This window comes from Mesorhizobium neociceri (assembly GCF_013520985.1).
Classification (GTDB): Bacteria; Pseudomonadota; Alphaproteobacteria; order Rhizobiales; family Rhizobiaceae; genus Mesorhizobium; species Mesorhizobium neociceri.
In genome coordinates this window covers 258825-275671 of the sequence record NZ_JACDTY010000002.1, presented here as the reverse complement: position 1 = coordinate 275671, position 16847 = coordinate 258825, and the positions used below count along the sequence as shown (strand labels likewise).

Annotated in this window: 13 protein-coding genes and 1 tRNA gene; 3 read left to right on the top strand and 11 right to left on the bottom strand. The window is 63.4% G+C overall.

All coding sequences use genetic code 11. The features are described from left to right. Nucleotides 1-97 precede the first annotated feature (97 nt). The 5 genes from H0241_RS05395 to H0241_RS05375 all read right to left on the bottom strand — a co-directional run bounded on the left by H0241_RS05395 (nt 98) and on the right by H0241_RS05375 (nt 6052). Nucleotides 98-1894, bottom strand: a complete 1797-nt coding sequence (locus tag H0241_RS05395; protein ID WP_181056380.1) for an ABC transporter ATP-binding protein — start codon at nt 1892-1894, stop codon at nt 98-100. Continuing rightward, on the bottom strand, nt 1894-2940 hold the full coding sequence (locus H0241_RS05390) for a glycosyltransferase family 2 protein (protein ID WP_181056379.1): 1047 nt from the start codon (nt 2938-2940) through the stop codon (nt 1894-1896). The genes H0241_RS05395 and H0241_RS05390 overlap by 1 nt, the downstream gene beginning before the upstream one ends. Then, nucleotides 2937-4049: a glycosyltransferase family 2 protein gene (locus H0241_RS05385; protein WP_181056378.1), complete on the bottom strand. Its 1113-nt coding sequence runs from the start codon at nt 4047-4049 to the stop codon at nt 2937-2939. Before H0241_RS05385 ends, H0241_RS05390 begins: the two co-directional genes overlap by 4 nt. Next, nucleotides 4046-5227 carry an acyltransferase family protein gene (locus H0241_RS05380; protein WP_181056376.1) on the bottom strand — a complete coding sequence of 394 codons (1182 nt, stop codon included), beginning with the start codon at nt 5225-5227 and terminating at the stop codon, nt 4046-4048. Before H0241_RS05380 ends, H0241_RS05385 begins: the two co-directional genes overlap by 4 nt. Nucleotides 5228-5976: 749 nt before the next feature. Beyond that, nucleotides 5977-6052 (bottom strand) — tRNA-Thr (locus H0241_RS05375). Nucleotides 6053-6405: 353 nt separating this feature from the next. Here H0241_RS05375 and H0241_RS05370 point away from each other — a divergent pair. Next, complete coding sequence (locus tag H0241_RS05370) at nt 6406-7617, top strand: hypothetical protein (protein ID WP_181056375.1); 1212 nt, start codon at nt 6406-6408, stop codon at nt 7615-7617. Between the two features lie 38 nt (nt 7618-7655). Here H0241_RS05370 and H0241_RS05365 read toward each other — a convergent pair whose 3' ends face one another. Together H0241_RS05365 and H0241_RS05360 are read right to left on the bottom strand one after the other, a co-directional pair. Then, complete coding sequence (locus H0241_RS05365; RefSeq protein ID WP_181056373.1) at nt 7656-9254, bottom strand: cisplatin damage response ATP-dependent DNA ligase; 1599 nt, start codon at nt 9252-9254, stop codon at nt 7656-7658. A 220-nt stretch (nt 9255-9474) separates the two neighbouring features. Beyond that, nucleotides 9475-10488 (bottom strand): ligase-associated DNA damage response exonuclease, encoded by a 1014-nt coding sequence (locus H0241_RS05360; protein WP_181056842.1) that lies wholly within the window; start codon nt 10486-10488, stop codon nt 9475-9477. Between the two features lie 105 nt (nt 10489-10593). Here H0241_RS05360 and H0241_RS05355 point away from each other — a divergent pair, with 105 nt between their 5' ends. Together H0241_RS05355 and H0241_RS05350 are read left to right on the top strand one after the other, a co-directional pair. Continuing rightward, nucleotides 10594-11523 (top strand): methyltransferase domain-containing protein, encoded by a 930-nt coding sequence (locus tag H0241_RS05355; RefSeq protein WP_181056371.1) that lies wholly within the window; start codon nt 10594-10596, stop codon nt 11521-11523. Between the two features lie 108 nt (nt 11524-11631). After that, complete coding sequence (locus H0241_RS05350; protein ID WP_181056370.1) at nt 11632-11991, top strand: hypothetical protein; 360 nt, start codon at nt 11632-11634, stop codon at nt 11989-11991. A gap of 14 nt (nt 11992-12005) precedes the next feature. Here H0241_RS05350 and H0241_RS05345 read toward each other — a convergent pair whose 3' ends face one another. Genes H0241_RS05345 through H0241_RS05330 form a run of 4 tightly spaced genes read right to left on the bottom strand, consistent with a single transcriptional unit; the run spans nt 12006 to nt 16828 of the window. After that, nucleotides 12006-12947, bottom strand: a complete 942-nt coding sequence (locus H0241_RS05345; RefSeq protein WP_181056369.1) for a 2-hydroxyacid dehydrogenase — start codon at nt 12945-12947, stop codon at nt 12006-12008. A gap of 19 nt (nt 12948-12966) precedes the next feature. After that, nucleotides 12967-14595, bottom strand: a complete 1629-nt coding sequence (locus H0241_RS05340; protein ID WP_181056368.1) for an ABC transporter ATP-binding protein — start codon at nt 14593-14595, stop codon at nt 12967-12969. Beyond that, a complete protein-coding gene (locus H0241_RS05335; RefSeq protein WP_181056367.1) occupies nt 14592-15731 on the bottom strand; it encodes an ABC transporter permease in 1140 nt (379 codons plus the stop codon). The genes H0241_RS05340 and H0241_RS05335 overlap by 4 nt, the downstream gene beginning before the upstream one ends. Continuing rightward, the gene (locus tag H0241_RS05330; protein WP_181056365.1) at nt 15731-16828 is read right to left on the bottom strand and encodes a microcin C ABC transporter permease YejB; all 1098 of its coding nucleotides are present in this window, start codon (nt 16826-16828) and stop codon (nt 15731-15733) included. The genes H0241_RS05335 and H0241_RS05330 overlap by 1 nt, the downstream gene beginning before the upstream one ends. Between the last annotated feature and the right edge of the window lie 19 nt (nt 16829-16847).

Here is a 16847-nt window from a genome sequence, read left to right as displayed (position 1 = left end):
ATCGGAAATGCGTCGCGGCGGTGGTTTGCCGGCAGGATTGATCGCAATCCGCGAGCTGCCGCGCGCAAGTCCGCGTCGCAGATTCGGGTGCGCCCCATCACTCACCCGCTCCGTGCTGGTAAAGCTCGTCCATGCTGAGCTTTGCCAGCGTTGCGAAGGCGGCCTGTTTCTTCACCCGACCGCGGCTCAAGATCACCACGTCGTCGCAGAACGAGATGGTGCTGTGGTGATGGCTGATGACAATGGTGGTGCGGCGGCCGGCCCGCGACTTCAGCGTCTCGACAATAGCGGCTTCCGACAACCCATCCACCGCACTGGTGGCTTCGTCGAGGATGAGGATATCGGGATCGCGCACCAGCGCCCGCGCCAGCGCGATCCTTTGCCTTTGTCCGGCTGACAGGTTGATGCCCCGGTATCCGACCAGTGTCGCATAACCCCGCGGCAGGTGCTCGATGAATTCATGTGCCTCGGCCAACCTTGCGGCGCGCATGGCGTCGCTGGCCGACGCCGCGTCGTGGCCGTAGACAATGTTTTCAAAAATGGTGCCGTCGACCAATTCCAGCTCCTGGCTGGCCAGCGCAATGTTCCGCAGCCACTGGCTTGGGTCGATTTCACCGAGCGGTGCCCCATCGACGAGGATCCTGCCGCTGTCGGGTTTGACGAAGCGGCACAGGAGATTGACGATGGTCGTCTTGCCGGCGCCCGAGCGGCCGATCAGCGCCGTCGAGCGGCCGCTGCGGATGTCGAACACCGCCTGATGCAGCACCGCCTCGCGCGTGTCGGGGCCGGACAGGGGACCGGAATAGGCGAAGCTCACATCATCGAAGCTGATCCCTTGGCGCAAGCCGTCGAACGGCAGGCTGCCCTGCGGCGCCTCGGGCTTGTCGGAAGGATCGAGCAGCCATTGCACCTCCTCCAGCGAGCCGCTCATGCCTTGCAGCTGACTCCACGACATCTGCAAGGCCCGCATATGCGGCTGCAGCCGGTAGAGCAGGATGAGGAAGGCGACGGTCAGCGGGAAGCTCACATTTGCCAGCCAGGCTCCGATCACCACCGCCAGGAACAGCATCGCGTGCAACACCTCGGTCAGTGGCGGCAAGACGCCCTGGCGGATTGAAAGCACGAAAGCCGCCCGCCGCACCCCGTCGGACGCTTTGGCGAAAACCGCCTTTTCGTGGTTCTCCTGCCCGAAGATGCGGATCAGGCGCCCAGCATGCACCAGATGCAGCATCTGCGACGCGAGTGCGCTGTTGCGCGAGACGACGCTGCGGCTCGGCGCCTTCAGATTGGACGACAAAACCCCGTGCGCCAGCTGGACAAGCGCCAGCCCCAGCGTCACCAGCAGCGTCATCTGCCAGGACAGGAGAAGGAGGAAGGCGAGCAGGATGACGGCGGCCGAGGCACTGACGATCGCGCCGAGCAGGGCCTGGATAGCGTCGGACGCTCGCCAGGATTCGTTGGAGATGATGTTGAGCAGCCGTCCGGGGCTTTGCTGCAGGAAAAAGGGGTAGCCGACCCTGAGCAACTGCTCCGACAGTGCGCTGCGGATCGAATAACCTGCCTTGCCGTAGATGAAGCTGGTCAGCAGCGTGTTGGCGAAGGCAAAGACATTCTTCAGCACGATCGAACCGAGGATCGCGGCCGAAATGGCGATCAGCCGCTCGCGCTCGCCGAGGTCCGCTCCAGCCTGCTGGAGGAGGGCGGAGAAACCGGCCATGCCCGACGTTTCGCCATGCCCCATAATGATGCCGAGCAGCGGAATGATGAGGCCGATGCCGAGGCCTTCCAGCGCGGCGCCCGCAAGCCCGAGCCCCACCACGACGGGAACGAGCCGCAACAGCCTGCCCCCAAGCGCGCGGCGCAGCATTGGCAGGGCTGATGGAATCAGTGACATTATCGCGCTCTGGCCTCCGCATTGGCTTCGCTGGCTTGCCGGTCCTGGCGTGGCGGCAGCCGTTTTGGCCATCCCATCATGACGAGCAACGCAAATCTGGCGGCACCTGCCAGATTCATGACGACAATAGGCCAGTGCGACAGATCGAGGTCGCGGTCGAAGCGAGGACGGCCCGCCAGTTCCTTGAACGCGGCCCGCGCTGACCAATAGACATGGCGAAGCAGCCAAGGGGCGTGGCGGACATGTTTCAGGCACAGCGCACCATTACCGAGGCTATAGTCGCGGTGCAGCCTGTCGATCGATTTGCGGTCTCGCCGCCCGTGATGATGCAGGACCGTCATGTCGGGCACATACTCGACCGGCATGCCAAGCAGCATTGCCCGCACGAGATAATCCGTATCCTCAGCCGAGCGTAGCGGGCCGCCAGCGCCGAAGCGTTCGTCGAACGGCCCGATGCGGGCCGCGACGTCGCGGTGCATGGTCATGTTGCAGCCGAGCACGAAGCCGCCCGGGTGGACCGCTGGGGTCAGCCGCTCGCGTGCCTCGCAGCGCTTGATGGTGAAGGGCAGGTCCCGGGCATCGCCGAGCTCGACTCGGCCGCCGCGGATCAGCCACTTCTCGCCGCTCCGGTAGTGCCGCTCGAGGTCGAGGAGATAGTCGCGATCGAGCTTGCAGTCATCGTCGATGAAGACCAGCACGCGGCCTCGCGCTCGCGCCAATCCGGCATTGCGGGCAGCGGCCAGTCCGGGGCGAGTCTCCGAGACGGCTGTGACTGGGATGTCTGATGTTTCGGCGATACCGGCCAGCCGCTTTGACGTGCCGTCCCGTGAACCATTGTCGACCACCACCAACTCAGCCGCGAAGGCGGCGTGCGCCCGGCATGCAGCCTGGATTGACGCTATGCAGGCCTCCAGTACAGCGGCGCGGTCGCGCGTGCAGACGATGAAGCTGACCTCGGGCGACGGCCGCTCCGATCGGGGAGATGCCGGGACAGGCGCACTCGCAGACGGGTGATCGCGCAGGAGCGGGTGGGGCCTGTCGGTCATACCAGTCCCCGCTGATAACGCGCCAGCACCGCTTCGGCAGGCGTGGTTTTGAAGAAGTACGCCACCGCGTCCGCCCGCTTTCCGGCCGCTATCGAGGCCAGGCTGAGCCAGGGCGCCCAGACGCCGGGACGCAGCGCATATTGTTCGCGGCGCCGGATGAAGTTCCACCTCGCCGTCCGCGTGAGCAATTCGTGCGTCAGCGGCGGCTCTCTTTCGTCGCTGACGAGCTGGTAGAGGAAATAGAACAGGTTCAGCGCGCCGGCCTCGAAGCTTGGCCGTGTGCCGGCCGGCAGCGCCGAAATCCGCTCTTCCAGCGCACGGATGAAATCGGCTGCGCGCGCAACTGTGTCGAACGAGACGGCTTCGCCGATGTCGCGCAGATCCGCGGTGGCTTCCGCGAGCCCCTCACGCTCGAGATTTTCGGCCACGATCCGCAAATGCGTCCTGCGCATTTCCTTGGCATGCCGCATGGTCACGCTTCCCGCATGGATGCGATAGACGAGCAGGTTCTCGGGCAACATGGTCGCCGGGAAACGGCCAGCAAGCCGCCTGAAGAGATCGAAATCCTCGGCGTGCCTGTAGTTTGGATCGTAATAAAGATCGTCGGTCCCTATGACCTTCCTGTTGTAGACCACCGTCGGATGCATGAATATCGTAAAGAACATCGACAATATGTCGAGCCGGCCGAGCCGGAACACCGGGTCGAGCCTGCCCTTGGCGATACGGCCGTGAAGCAAGGTATCGACGCAGGCGCCGCAGAAGCCGAGCTCGGGCTGCCGCTCGAACAGTGCCACCTGGCGCGAGAGGCGCCAGGGATAGGCGACATCGTCCGCATCCATTCGCGCAACCAGCTCGCCCTGGGCCAGTCGGAGCCCTTCATTGAGGGTGGCGACGAGGCCGCGGTTTTCACGTGAGATGACAGAAACGCGATTGTCGGCCCGGCGGTATCGTTCGAGGATCTCGAGTGAATTGTCGGTCGACCCGTCATCGATAGCGATGACCTCCAGGCGATCGTAGTCTTGCCGCAGAATGCTCCCCAGCGCAGCGGCGAGATAAGGCTCGGCATTGTAGACCGGCAGCAGGACGGAGACGAGCGGCGCGGCGGTCATCTCTGCGCATCCGTTCGCTGGAGATCGAGCGCGGCGCGGCCATCGGGGGATCCACTGGGATAGGCGTCCGCCGCCCTGCCGAGCCAGCCGGCATCGCCGGCGCGTGCCTGGGAGCGGTGGCGCGCGACATAGGGGAAGCGGCGCTTGAGGCCGTTGAGCGGCTTTTCGAAAACCGTCCACGAGATCGAAGCGACGGCGATCGTGGCGGCGCTCGCGACCATGAATCGCCCTGGCCCCTGCTCCGAGACATTGAGCGGAATCCAGGGCTGTGACTTGACGGCGAGCGACAGAAGGATCGGATGGTAGAGATAGACGCTGTAGCTGATGCGGCCCAGTGACAGCAGCGGCGGCAGTTCGAAAACCCTGCCGAGGGCGCCGCCAAGGCCGGCTGAACAGGCGGCGACAACGGCCACCAGCGGCACCAGGGGCAGGATCTGCAGCAGCGCCCAGCGGGCCCATTCCAGCATGGGATCGGCCGGCGCCGGGACAAGCCACTCAATCGCCAGGAAGATGGCCGCAAGGGCTGGCCAGCCTAGCCGCATCCATTGCGGCAGGGCGGCGCCTCTGGTCCGCCGGCAGGCAAGCAGAGCACCCAACGCCAGCGCATCCATCGATGCCGGCGGCAGCAGGTCGCGCGCCAGCGCCGGGGTGGCGGTGATCGGCCAGTAGAAGCGATAGGCCAGCGACAACAGGATGACGCCGATAGTGATCGCTTCCACGCGCCGGCGCGGTGCAAGAAGCACGACCAGCGGCCAGGCGATGTAGAACTGCTCCTCGATGCTCAGGCTCCAGAAATGGCAGAGTAGCCAGGGCGTCCATTCGTTGCGCAGCGCGTACCAGAAATTCGACAGGTAAAGCGCATGCCAGACGAGCGATCCGCTGGACTGTTCCAGATCGGTCAGCCAGACGAACCCGAGCACGGCGAAATAGGGCGGGAATATGCGCAGCGCGCGCCTGATGTAGAAGGATCTCAATGCAGGGCCGGCTTCGAATTCGGCCGCGGCGCGGGCTTCGAGCAGCAGTCGGGTGATCAGGAAGCCGCTCAGCACGAAGAACAGCCGCACGCCGATATGGCCCCAAAAGGAGGACCCGTTGGGTGCCAGGAAATGAGAATAGAGAACCATCGTGACAGCGATGGCGCGAAGCGCGTCCAGCTGATTGTCGCGCGCGACCGCCATCAGCCATTTCCGCCGGTCTGATATCTCCGACGAAGCCGGCGGCCCGCCGTTCCGTGCCACAGGTCGACGCCTGCAAGCGTTGAGAATGCGCCGACAACATCAAACCCGCGCCTTGTGCGCGAGGCAGCCTCGAAATCGGTACTGGCCAGCGAAAAACTCAAGCTGGTCAACTTGGCGGAATCCTCCACGGCGTACGTCCCGGTACTGAATCCCCCAGGAAATGGTGTAGCCGGGCAATGGTGCAGTGCAACACAAAATATCTACCGAACTGTAATATTTATGTGAGTGAGCGTTAAAAGTGGATATGATTTGCAAATGCGTCGCGTCGCTGACGGTTTTTCACGTGCGCGCCATGCTATCGGATAAGTTGTATCGTATCGGAAAAACCTTGTTTAATTACTAGCTGCAAATCTCTAGTGTCTGATGTAATCAGCAACTAACAAGGTTACTTAGTAAGATAGGTGTTGTATTTCATGATTGAATTTTATATTGTAGAATAATCGGAAAAATCGAAACTATCAATTTTGCGCAATGCAGCATGATCGATGGTCAAGCGTCTGACGACGCAATCCTTCCCGATGGCGCGGTCAATGCCGATACTGGAACCGACAACCGGAGACATCCGCACCTGTGGCGGCGGCCATATGGCGCATGTCGACGCGGCGGGCAGGAAGTACCGGCGTTTGCGTAGGGGGTGACGTGTATTGGCCTTGCACCGGCCCGTCGCGCGCTTGCGTCGGATGGGGAACTGGTGCCGCTTAGGTGACTCGAACACCTGACCCCATCATTACGAATGATGTGCTCTACCAACTGAGCTAAAGCGGCCCGGGAAGCGCGGGGCCTCCAAGATCGGCTGGGTGATAGACTCAACCGGCCGCTAATTCAAGATGGGCAACCGCGATTTCAAGGCGAGACCCGGCAATTTGTCCCGACGTTTCCCGTTGGCGCGGAATGACCCGCCGTGCGGTTTCGTTGTTGGGCCGCGCAAGGTTGTCTCGGCCGATTGCGCTCAAATTGCCCCGGACGTCGGTGAAACAGGTTGATTTCATTGTCAAAAAGTACCGAAATGGGCTTTAGCCGGGCCTGCAAGGCAGAATGCGGACGCTCGCCCGTTGATTGATTGGTCGCCTGCGGCTAACGATCATGGCAATGTGAGCGAACAGACAGGGGAAATTCGCTTGGACGCGATCGAAAAAGCGATCCGCAACGCCTTCGAGAAAGGCAATGCCGAGGACCGGGCGTTTCGCGAGAGGGTCTATAGGTCGGCCTTCGCGGCGCTTGACCGCGTCCTTCAGGCCAATCCCGGCGTGACGGTGGAAGCCGCCATCAAACGCCGCAAGTCGGTGCAGGAAAAGATCGCCGAGATCGAATCCGAATTCCTGCCGGCAGTCCCCGATGTCGCCGCGCAGACGCAAGACGCTGCGCAGACGCAAGACGCTGTGCAGACGCAAGATACCGTGCAAGCGCTAGGCGCCGCCGAAGCGCCTGCGGTCGATGCCCCGACAAGCGTCGTGGCCGGCCCATCGCCGGCGATCATCGTAGACGGTCCGGTGCGGCCCGACGCATCCGACGCGCCGCGCTCACGCGTCCTGCCGGTCGTCCCCGACATTATGCCCGACGCCACGCTTCCCCGCGCCCCGGCTATCGATATAGCCGATTCCGCGCCGGCCGAGGCCGCGACGGAAGTGGCGCCTGACCGCGACGAACGGCGGATAAGGGGCCGCCGCCTTCCGCTGACGGCGATCTTCTTCGGCGTCACTTTGCTCGCAGCCGCCGGCATCGGCCTGTATTTCGCCGTCCAGACCGGCGTCTTCAAGACGCCGGCGCAACTCGACACGGCCCCGCCCGAGGCGCCGCCGACGGTCGACGATGACGATTTCACGCCGCCGGCCGATACAAACGCGCCGCAGCAGCCCGGCGCGCCGCTACAGCCAGGTGCGGCCGAACAGACGCGTGACTGGATCAACGTGTTTGCGCCCACCGATCCGACGCATGTGGCGACGCCCTCCGACGCCAAGGCCGATGTCGTGCAAGACGATACAGGTTCCTTCCTGCGCATCCGCTCCGGCGCTTCCGGCTCGGCCATCAGCTTCGATGTCGGGCAGGGTGTGCTCGAGAAGCTTGCCGGCAAGCATGCCGTGTTCGATATCGTCGCCCGCGCCGAGGACGGCAAGGACACGCAGATTTCCGTCGACTGCAACTTCGGCGACCTCGGCGACTGCGGCCGCAAGCGCTATGCCGTTGGACAGCAGCGCAACGAATATTTGTTCGACGTGAAGTTCCCCGACAAGCCCCCGGGTGCGGCCGGCAGCATCGCCATCAACTCCGACTTCGACAAGCAGGGCAAGGCGGTCGACATCTACGAGATCCGCGTCTCGATCGAACCGTGAGCCCGGCCTGGGTTGGCACTGTCGGTTCTGAATTACGCCTAGCGATCGAGAAGTTCCTGTAGCGTTTCGATGCGGTCGGCTTCGGCTGTCGGCTTGTCCCAGCGCAGCCGTGAAATACGGGGAAATCGCATCGCGACGCCGGATTTGTGCCGGGTCGAGCGGTTGAGACCTTCGAACGCCACCTCGAGCACCAGGCCCTGCTTGCGGTCGGCGCGCACCGAGCGCACCGGGCCGAAACGCTCGACCGTATTGTCCCTGACATATTTGTCGATCTGCTTCAGCTCCTCGTCGGTGAAACCGAAATAGGCCTTGCCGACCGGCACCAGTTCCTCCGCGCCTTCGGGCCCAGACCAGACGCCGAACGTGTAGTCCGAGTAGAAGCTGGAGCGCTTGCCATGGCCGCGCTGCGCATACATCAGCACCGCATCGACCGTGTGCGGATCGCGTTTCCATTTGAACCACGGGCCTTTCGGCCGTCCCGCGAGATAGGGTGAATCCCAGCGTTTCAGCATCACGCCTTCGATGATCGGATGCGGCGGCGCCCGCCGCAATTCCTCCAGCGCCGGCCAATCGGCGAAATCGACCAGTGGCGAGAGATCGAAGCGGCTGGGGTCGAGCGTTCTGATGAAGGCCTCGAGACGAATTCGTCGCTCGCGAAAGGGCAATGCGCGCAAATCCTCGCCGCCGATCTGCAGTACATCGTAGCAGCGCATGAAGGCCGGGTACTGCTGCTGTATCTTCGGCGTCACGCTCTTGCGGTTCAGCCGCTGCTGTAGGTCCGAAAACGTACCGGTCGCCGCGGGCTCGCCGACCAGCAACTCGCCGTCGAGCGCGGCGGAAAAATTCATCGCCTGGGCGAGATCGGGAAAGGCGCCGGATACATCATCGCCAGTGCGCGAATAGAGCCGGCGGACGCCGCCTTCGCATACCGCCTGGACGCGGATGCCATCCCATTTCCATTCCGCCGCATAGTCGGCCGGATCGAGCTTTTCGAGATCGCCGTCACCGACCGGGTTCGACAGCATCACCGGGCTGAACAGGGCAAGCGCCGTCCGCTCGGGCTTTCCGGCTTTGCCCTCCAGCCAGGCGAACAGCGAGATGTAAGGTGGCGTCAGCCCGTGCCACAGCTCTTCGATCTCGGCGACGTCGACTTTGCCGAAATCGGCCAGCGCCTGTTTGGCCAGTCGCGCCGAAACGCCGATGCGCAAGCCGCCGGTGACCAGCTTGATGATGGCAAAGCGCGCCGAAATGCCGGCGCTGTCGAGCAGCCCGGCCAGCACCTTCGGCCCGTCGGAGCGGCTTGCCGTCTGCAGCTTCGCCACGACATCGCCAAGCGTCGGCTGCCGGTTGGGGATATGTCCCGGCGTCTGCGGCCAGACCAACGAGACGGTTTCGGCGAGATCGCCGACATAGTCGTAGGAATAGCCGAACAGCACCGGGTCCATGCGCTCGGTGACCAGCGTACGCAGCATAGCCGGCTTGACCGCCGCGATGTTGAGATCGCCAGTGATCGCGGCCAGCGCCAGGCCGCGATCGGGGTCCTCGACAGTGCGAAAGTAGTCGACCAGCAGCGTCAGCTTGCCGTTGCGCGATGGCGTCAGCACCAGGCGGTCCAGGAGTTCGGCGAAGCGGTTCATGGGTGGGCCACACGTCGTGATTGGCGCTTCGGCACACCCCCCTCGGTCCTGCCGGACATCTCCCCCGCAAGGGGGGAGATTGGCAGCTTTGAACTCGCCGCCTGTCTTGCGACGTTGGTGGCTGGCGAAAGCCGAGGCGACATCCGATCTCCCCCCTTGCGGGGGAGATGGCCGGCAGGCCAGAGGGGGGTGTGAAGGATCGCGGCGCTGGCAATTCCCATCAATCGCCCTCGTCCTCATAGCCGACCAGATGCAGCGGCCGCGCCGCGATGCCTTCGAGTTCGCACCAACGCACCAGCGCTTCCTCGCGGCCATGCGTCACCCAGATTTCACCGGCGCCGGTTTCCTTGATGGTGGCGGTCAGTTCGTCCCAGTCGGCGTGGTCGGAGATGATCAGTGGCAGTTCGACGCCGCCTTGCTTGGCGCGCTGGCGAATGCGCATCCAGCCCGACGCAAAGCACGAGATTGGATCGGGAAAGCGGCGCGCCCAGCGGTCGGCAAACGCCGATGGTGGGCCGACGACGATTGCCCCAGTGAAATCCTGCTTGCCGCCGCTGTCGACGGTTGCCGGCTCCAGCTGGCCGAGGTCGATGCCCTGGCGGCTCTGGTAATATTCGCTGAGCTTGGCCAGCGCGCCGTGGATATAGATAGGCTTGTCGTAGCCGGCATCGCGCAGCAGCCGCATCACCCGCTGCGCCTTGCCCAGCGCATAGGCGCCGACCAGATGCGACCGCTCGGGAAACTGCGCCGCTGATCTAAGCAGGCGAGCGATTTCTTCCGTGTCGGGCGGATGGCGGAATACCGGCAGGCCGAAGGTCGCTTCGGTGATGAACACGTCGCATTGGACCGGCTCGAACGGAGCGCAGGTTGCGTCCTTCTGGCGCTTGTAGTCGCCGGAAGCGACGATGCGTTTGCCCTTGTGCTTGACCGCGATCTGCGCCGAGCCCAGCACATGGCCGGCCGGATGAAAGGTGACGGTGACATCGTTCAGCGCCATCGCCTCGCCGAGTATCGCGGCCTGCGTTGTCCCCGCAAAGTCCTCGCCATAGCGCAGCCCCATGATGTCGAGCGTCTGCTGGGTCGCCAGCACCGAGCGGTGGCCGGAGCGGGCATGATCGGAATGGCCATGCGTGATCAGAGCCCGGTTGACCGGCCGCACCGGGTCGATGAAGAAATCGCCGGGCGGGCAATAAAGGCCTTCGGGCCGGGGGTGAAGCAGGTCGCTGGCGCGCATCCCGTCAAGATAGTGGCTAATTGCGGCGCGGGAAGCCTGTTGCAAGAGACTGCTGACTCGTCCTACAGCCAGCCACCGGCCGCATCAGCCGGCGGACCCATCGCCATGCAACCGCTGAAAACCTCGTCCGGCGACCTGACCACCGACCGCCGCGCCGACTATGCCGAGATGTTGTTCGGCTCGGGCGACCCAGCGGCAGCAGCGGAACTGCTTCTCGGCGCGCTGGAGTTGGCGCCGCAATGGGCGGCGGGCTGGTTTCGCCTCGGCGAGATGCAGGAAACGACCGCGCGTCTCGACCTGGCGGCGCAGGCCTGGGCAATGGCGCTGAAACTCGATCCGGCGGATCGCCTGGGTGCTGCGCTGAAGCTGCAACTGATCGGCAAGGGGCCGGCTGCCGCGGCTCCGCCCAGTGCTTTCGTCGAAACGCTGTTCGACCACTATGCCGAAAGCTTCGAGGGCGAGCTGGTCGATAAACTCGGCTACCGGCTGCCAGAGTTTCTCGATCGCGTCATTCGAACGGCAAGGCCGGGTCGCTTTTCGCTGGCTCTCGACCTCGGCTGCGGCACCGGCCTGATGGGCGAAAGACTGCGGCCGATCGCCGACCGGCTGGAGGGTTACGACATCTCCGCCGCCATGCTGAAAAAGGCCCGCGCCAAGGGCGTCTACGACCTGCTCGCCAAGGCCGACCTGCAGCATTTCGCCTATGCCGGCCCGAAAGCCGATCTGGTGCTGGCCGCCGACGTGTTCATCTATGTCGGTGCACTCGATGGCGTGGTGAAGACCGTCGCCGGCATTCTGGCCGGCAATGGCCTGTTTGCCTTTTCCGTCGAGACGCCGGCTGAAGGCGAGGCGGCCGGCGAAGCCGGCTTTGCGCTACGGCCGTCGCGCCGCTACGCCCATTCTCAAGCCTATGTCGAACAGGTGCTTACCGCCAACGGCCTGTCGGTCCTGTCCATGCAGCCGATCATCATCCGCTGGGATCGCCGCCAGCCGGTCGATGGGCTGGCCGTGCTGGCGAAGCTGTCGTCCGGCTGATGTCTCGTCCTGTTCGAAAATGTGACTGGGATTTTTGCGGCTGGCGCGGCATCAGATAGGATATATGCCGAGAAAAGATCCGATCGGTTTGGCATTGAGGAGGAACAGATGCGCTGGAACATGATGGTCTTGGCATCTTGCCTGGCGATGACCGGCTGCATGGGCAGTTCGATGTCAGAACGGCAGGACCAGGACGTGCAATCGTCACTGCAGTATGACAACGTGCCTTGCGACCAGTTGCTGGCGCAGCGCAACGGGCTGGCGCAGCAATATCATCTATCGACGGACGCCAAGCCGAGCTTCTCCAATCCGGCGATGGGCTTCGGCCCGTTCACGCCGGATATGCGCTCCAAAAGCAAGCGCGACACCGACCTGGCAAGCGGCAAGATCGACGCCATGAACCGCTCGATAGAACGTCGCGACTGCGGCAAGCCCAACAAGCAGAAGAAGTTCGCTCTGCCGAGCTGAGCCCAGCGGAGTCCTTAGTACCCGGCCTTGCGGTCCACCAGGTTGTCGAGCTTTTCGCCGCGCTCGAAAGCATCCATCTGCCGAAGCATGCCCGGCGCCAGGTGGACAGGGTCGGAGGTTGCCGCCGCATGCGGCGTCACGAACACCTTCGGATGGCCCCAAAGCGGGCTGGTCTTCGGCAGCGGCTCAACCTCGAACACGTCGAGGCTCGCCTCCTTCAGCGTGCCGTCATCCAGCGCGCGCAAAATGTCGGCGTCCTTCTGCAACCGGCCGCGCCCGGCATTGATCAGTACCGAGCCGCCGAGGCCATTGCGCTTGCGCAATTCCTTCAGCACGCCGTGGTTGATGATGCCGTGTGTGTCCGGCGTCAGCGGTAACAGCACCACCAATATGTCGGTGGCGTTGAGGAACGGGATCAGCCCGGCCTCTCCGGCATAGGTCGAAACACCTTTCATGGCCTTGTCGCTGCGCGACCAGCCATTGACGGCAAAGCCAAGCGACAAGAGCACCGACGCCGCCGCGCGGCCGAGATTGCCGAGCCCCATAATGCCGACCGAGATGTCGCCGGCCGGCCGTTGCGGCGGTTCGTGCCAGATCTTCTTCGGCTGCTGCGCCCGGTAGAGCATGCCTTGACGATGATGGTCGAGCACCCGCCAGACGACATATTCGGTCATGTACTGGGTAAGGTTATCAGCGACCACCTTGACGATCGGCACATCGGGCAGGCCGGGGTCGGCGAAGATGTGGTCGACACCGGCGCCGATCGAGAAGATGGCGCGCAGATTGGGCAGAGACTTCAGGAGGTTCGGCTTCTGCTTCCACACCACCGCATAGGTGATCGATGGGTCAGAGGCGCCGTCAGGCTCCAGCACCACCTCACGCTCGGCTGACAGCAGCTCGCGCCAGCGCTGCGGATGAAAGCCGGTGACGGCAAGCAGGATTTTGCCTTTTTCCATTTGCGGATTGTATTCCCTGTTATTCGCTGACGATACCGACCGGCGCCGTCTCGATTCTGAACGCGGCCGAGATCAGCGCCTTGGTATAATCAGTCTGCGGCCGCTCGAAAATCTGTTCGGAAGGACCGGCTTCGACGATCTTGCCATTGCGCATGACGATGACGTCGTTGGCAAGGGCGCGAATGACTTTCAGATCGTGGCTGATGAACAGATAGGCAAGGTCGTGCTTGGCCTGCAGGTTGCGCAGTAGGTCGACCACTTGCGCCTGTACACTCATGTCGAGCGCCGAGGTCGGCTCATCCAGCATGACGAAGCGCGGATTGAGCACCATGGCGCGCGCAATGGCGACGCGCTGGCGCTGGCCGCCGGAGAATTCATGCGGGTAGCGGTTCCTGGTTGCGGGATCGAGCCCGACCTCTTTCAGGACGGCGACCACCTTGTCGTCGCGCTGGTCGGGCGACAGCTTCGGCTCGTGGATCTTCAGACCTTCCTCGATGATCTCGGACACCGACATGCGCGGGCTGAGTGAGCCGAACGGATCCTGGAAGACGATCTGCAACTCGCGCCGCAGCGGCCGCATGGCGTTGAAGGTCAGCTGGTTGATGTCGCTGCCGTTGAACTGAATGGTGCCGGTCGACGAGATCATCCGCGCCAGCGCCAGGCCGAGCGTCGTCTTGCCCGAACCGGACTCGCCGACGACGCCGAGTGTTTGGCCGGCGCGCACGGTGACGTCGATGCCGTCGACCGCCTTCACATTGTCGACGGTGGTGCGGAAGAAACCCTTCTTGATCGGAAACCAGACTTTGATGTCCTTGCCGGTCATCACAGGTTTGGCGGTGGCGTTTGCGGCCGGCGGCTTGCCTTTCGGCTCGGCGGCCAGAAGGTGCTTGGTATAGGCGTGCTGCGGGTTGGCGAAGATCTCCTTGGTCGGCCCGGTCTCGACGATCTTGCCCTTGGTCATCACGCAGACGCGGTCGGCGATCTTGCGGACGATGCCGAGATCATGGGTGATGAACAGCATCGACATGCCCTTGCGGCTCTTCAGCCCCGCCAGCAGTTCGAGGATCTGCGCCTGCACGGTGACGTCGAGCGCCGTCGTCGGTTCGTCGGCGATCAGCAGTTCCGGTTCGTTGGCCAGCGCCATGGCGATCATGACGCGCTGGCGCTGGCCGCCGGACAGCTGGTGCGGAAAGGCGTCGAGCCGCTTTTCCGGCTCGCGTATGCCGACCTCGTTGAGCAGCGCCAGTGTGCGCGCCTTGGCCTGGCGGTCGCCCATGCCCTGGTGCAGCGCCAGGATCTCGACGATCTGCTGCTCGATCGTATGCAGCGGATTGAGTGAGGTCATCGGCTCCTGGAAGATCATGGTGATCTTGTTGCCGCGCACGCTGCGCAGCTGCTTTTCGTTCATGGCCAGCAGGTCGGCGCCCTGGAACAGGACCTTGCCCGAGGGGTGGCTGGCCGTCGGGTAGGGCAACAGCTTCAGCACCGACAGCGCTGACACCGACTTGCCGGAGCCGGATTCGCCGACCAGTGCCACCGTCTCGCCCTTCGCAAGGTCGAAAGAAATGTGGTCGACCGCAATCGACTGGTTGCCGCCTTGCGTGAAGGCAACGCTGAGATCGCGGACGGAGAGCAGGGGTTCGCTCATCGGAACGCCTTGCGCGGATCGAACGCGTCGCGCGTGGCTTCGCCGATGAACACCAGCAGCGACAGCATCAGCGAGATGACGACGAAGCCGGATATGCCAAGCCAGGGAGCGTTGAGATTGCTTTGCGCCTGTTTGAGCAACTCGCCGAGCGAAGCGGTGCCTGGCGGCAGGCCGAAGCCGAGATAGTCGAGTGAGGTCAGCGTCGAGATCGAGGCGCTGACCAGGAAAGGCATGAAGGTCAGCGTCGCCACCATGGCGTTGGGCAGAAGATGGCGCAGCATGATGGTGCGGTTGGACACGCCAAGCGCGCGGGCCGCATTGACATATTCGAAGTTGCGCGCGCGCAGGAATTCGGCGCGCACCACGCTGACCAGCGACGTCCAGGAGAACAGCAGCATCAGCCCAAGCAGGATGAAGAAGCCCGGCGGCAAGATGGCGGCGACGATGAGCAGCAGATAGAGCAGCGGTATCGCCGACCAGATTTCGATGAAGCGCTGAAACAGAAGGTCGGTCCAGCCGCCGAAATAGCCTTGCAGCGCGCCGGCCGCGACGCCGATCACCGACGAGCCCGCGGTCAGGATCAGTCCGAACAGCACGGAAATCCTGAACCCGTAGATGATGCGCGCCAGCACGTCGCGCGCCTGGTCGTCGGTACCCAGCCAGTTCCAGTTGCCGACAATGCAATCAGGATCGGCGGCGCCCTGCGGATACTGGCTGCATCGCTTCTGCGCGTCGTATTCCCATGACGGTTTTGCCGGAGCTGCGTCGGGGATCGCATTGTTGACGGTGCGGTAGGAATAGCGGATCGGCGGCCAAATCATCCAGCCATTGGCGTTGATCTCGTCGCGGATGACCGGGTCGCGATAGTCGGTGACGGCGTAGAAACCGCCGAATTTTTCTTCGGGGTAGGCGACCGCCACTGGGAACAGGATCTCGCCCTTGTAGTAGGCGACGATCGGCCTGTCGTTGGCGATCAGTTCGGCAAACAGCGACAGCACGAACAGAGCGAGGAATATCCACAACGACCAGTAGCCGCGCCGGTTGGCCTTGAAGTTCTGCCAACGCCGCCTGTTGAGCGGCGACAGCCAGGGCCGCGCGATCCTTGTCGGTGCCGTCTCGGCTGCGGCCTGCGTCATCAGACGTCTCTCCGCTCGAAATCGATGCGCGGATCGACCCATGTGTAGATCAGGTCGGACAGCAGCGTCACGAACAGGCCAAGCAGCGAGAATATATAGAGGTTGGCGAACACGACCGGATAATCACGCGCCAACACCGACCTGAAGCCGAGCAGCCCGAGACCATCGAGGGAAAAAATGTTCTCGATCAAAAGCGAGCCGGTGAAGAAGGCCGAGATGAAGGCGGCGGGAAAACCGGCAATGACGATCAGCATGGCGTTGCGGAACACATGTCCGTAAAGCACCCGCCACTCCGACAGACCCTTGGCGCGGGCCGTCACCACATACTGTTTGCGGATCTCTTCCAGGAAGGAGTTCTTGGTCAGCAACGTCGTCGTGGCAAAGGCCGACAGCACCAGCGCCGTCAGCGGCAAGGTCATGTGCCAGAAATAGTCGACGATCTTGTCCGGCCACGACAACTGGTCCCAATTGTCGGAGACGATGCCGCGCAACGGGAACCAGTCCCAGAACGAGCCGCCCGCGAAAAGCACCATCAGCAATATGCCGAACAGGAAGGCCGGTATGGCATAGCCCACGATGATCACGCCGCTGGTCCAGACGTCGAAGGCGGAGCCGTCCTTGACCGCCTTGCGGATGCCGAGCGGGATCGAGATCAGATAGGACAAAAGCGTGATCCACAATCCGAGCGAGATCGATACCGGCATTTTCTCCAGGATCAGGTTCAGCACCGAGATGTCACGGAAATAGCTGTCGCCGAAATCGAAGCGCGCGTAGTTCCACAGCATCATGCCGAAGCGTTCGAGAGGTGGCTTGTCGAAGCCGAACTGCTTTTCCAGCTTCTTGATGAACTCGGGATCGAGTCCTTGCGCGCCGCGGTATTTCGAGCCGACGTCGCCGGCCACATCGAAATTGCCGCCACCTCCTGCATCGCCGCCGCCGCTGCCGAGGCGGTCGCTGCCGCCCTGGTTGGTCAGGCTGGCGATGACCTGCTCGACCGGTCCGCCCGGTGCGAATTGAGTGACGACGAAAGCGACCGCCATGATGCCGAACAGGGTCGGGATCATCAGCAGAATGCGGCGCAGTATGTAGGCGCCCATCAGGCCGCCAATCCTGCAC

Bases quoted from the DNA above. Each gene is read 5' to 3' on its own strand.
- H0241_RS05395 (WP_181056380.1), bottom strand. From the start codon at position 1,894: ATGTCACTGATTCCATCAGCCCTGCCAATGCTGCGCCGCGCGCTTGGG.
- H0241_RS05390 (WP_181056379.1), bottom strand. From the start codon at position 2,940: ATGACCGACAGGCCCCACCCGCTCCTGCGCGATCACCCGTCTGCGAGT.
- H0241_RS05385 (WP_181056378.1), bottom strand. From the start codon at position 4,049: ATGACCGCCGCGCCGCTCGTCTCCGTCCTGCTGCCGGTCTACAATGCC.
- H0241_RS05380 (WP_181056376.1), bottom strand. From the start codon at position 5,227: ATGGCGGTCGCGCGCGACAATCAGCTGGACGCGCTTCGCGCCATCGCT.
- H0241_RS05365 (WP_181056373.1), bottom strand. From the start codon at position 9,254: ATGAACCGCTTCGCCGAACTCCTGGACCGCCTGGTGCTGACGCCATCG.
- H0241_RS05360 (WP_181056842.1), bottom strand. From the start codon at position 10,488: ATGCGCGCCAGCGACCTGCTTCACCCCCGGCCCGAAGGCCTTTATTGC.
- H0241_RS05355 (WP_181056371.1), top strand. From the start codon at position 10,594: ATGCAACCGCTGAAAACCTCGTCCGGCGACCTGACCACCGACCGCCGC.
- H0241_RS05350 (WP_181056370.1), top strand. From the start codon at position 11,632: ATGCGCTGGAACATGATGGTCTTGGCATCTTGCCTGGCGATGACCGGC.
- H0241_RS05345 (WP_181056369.1), bottom strand. From the start codon at position 12,947: ATGGAAAAAGGCAAAATCCTGCTTGCCGTCACCGGCTTTCATCCGCAG.
- H0241_RS05340 (WP_181056368.1), bottom strand. From the start codon at position 14,595: ATGAGCGAACCCCTGCTCTCCGTCCGCGATCTCAGCGTTGCCTTCACG.
- H0241_RS05335 (WP_181056367.1), bottom strand. From the start codon at position 15,731: ATGACGCAGGCCGCAGCCGAGACGGCACCGACAAGGATCGCGCGGCCC.
- H0241_RS05330 (WP_181056365.1), bottom strand. From the start codon at position 16,828: ATGGGCGCCTACATACTGCGCCGCATTCTGCTGATGATCCCGACCCTG.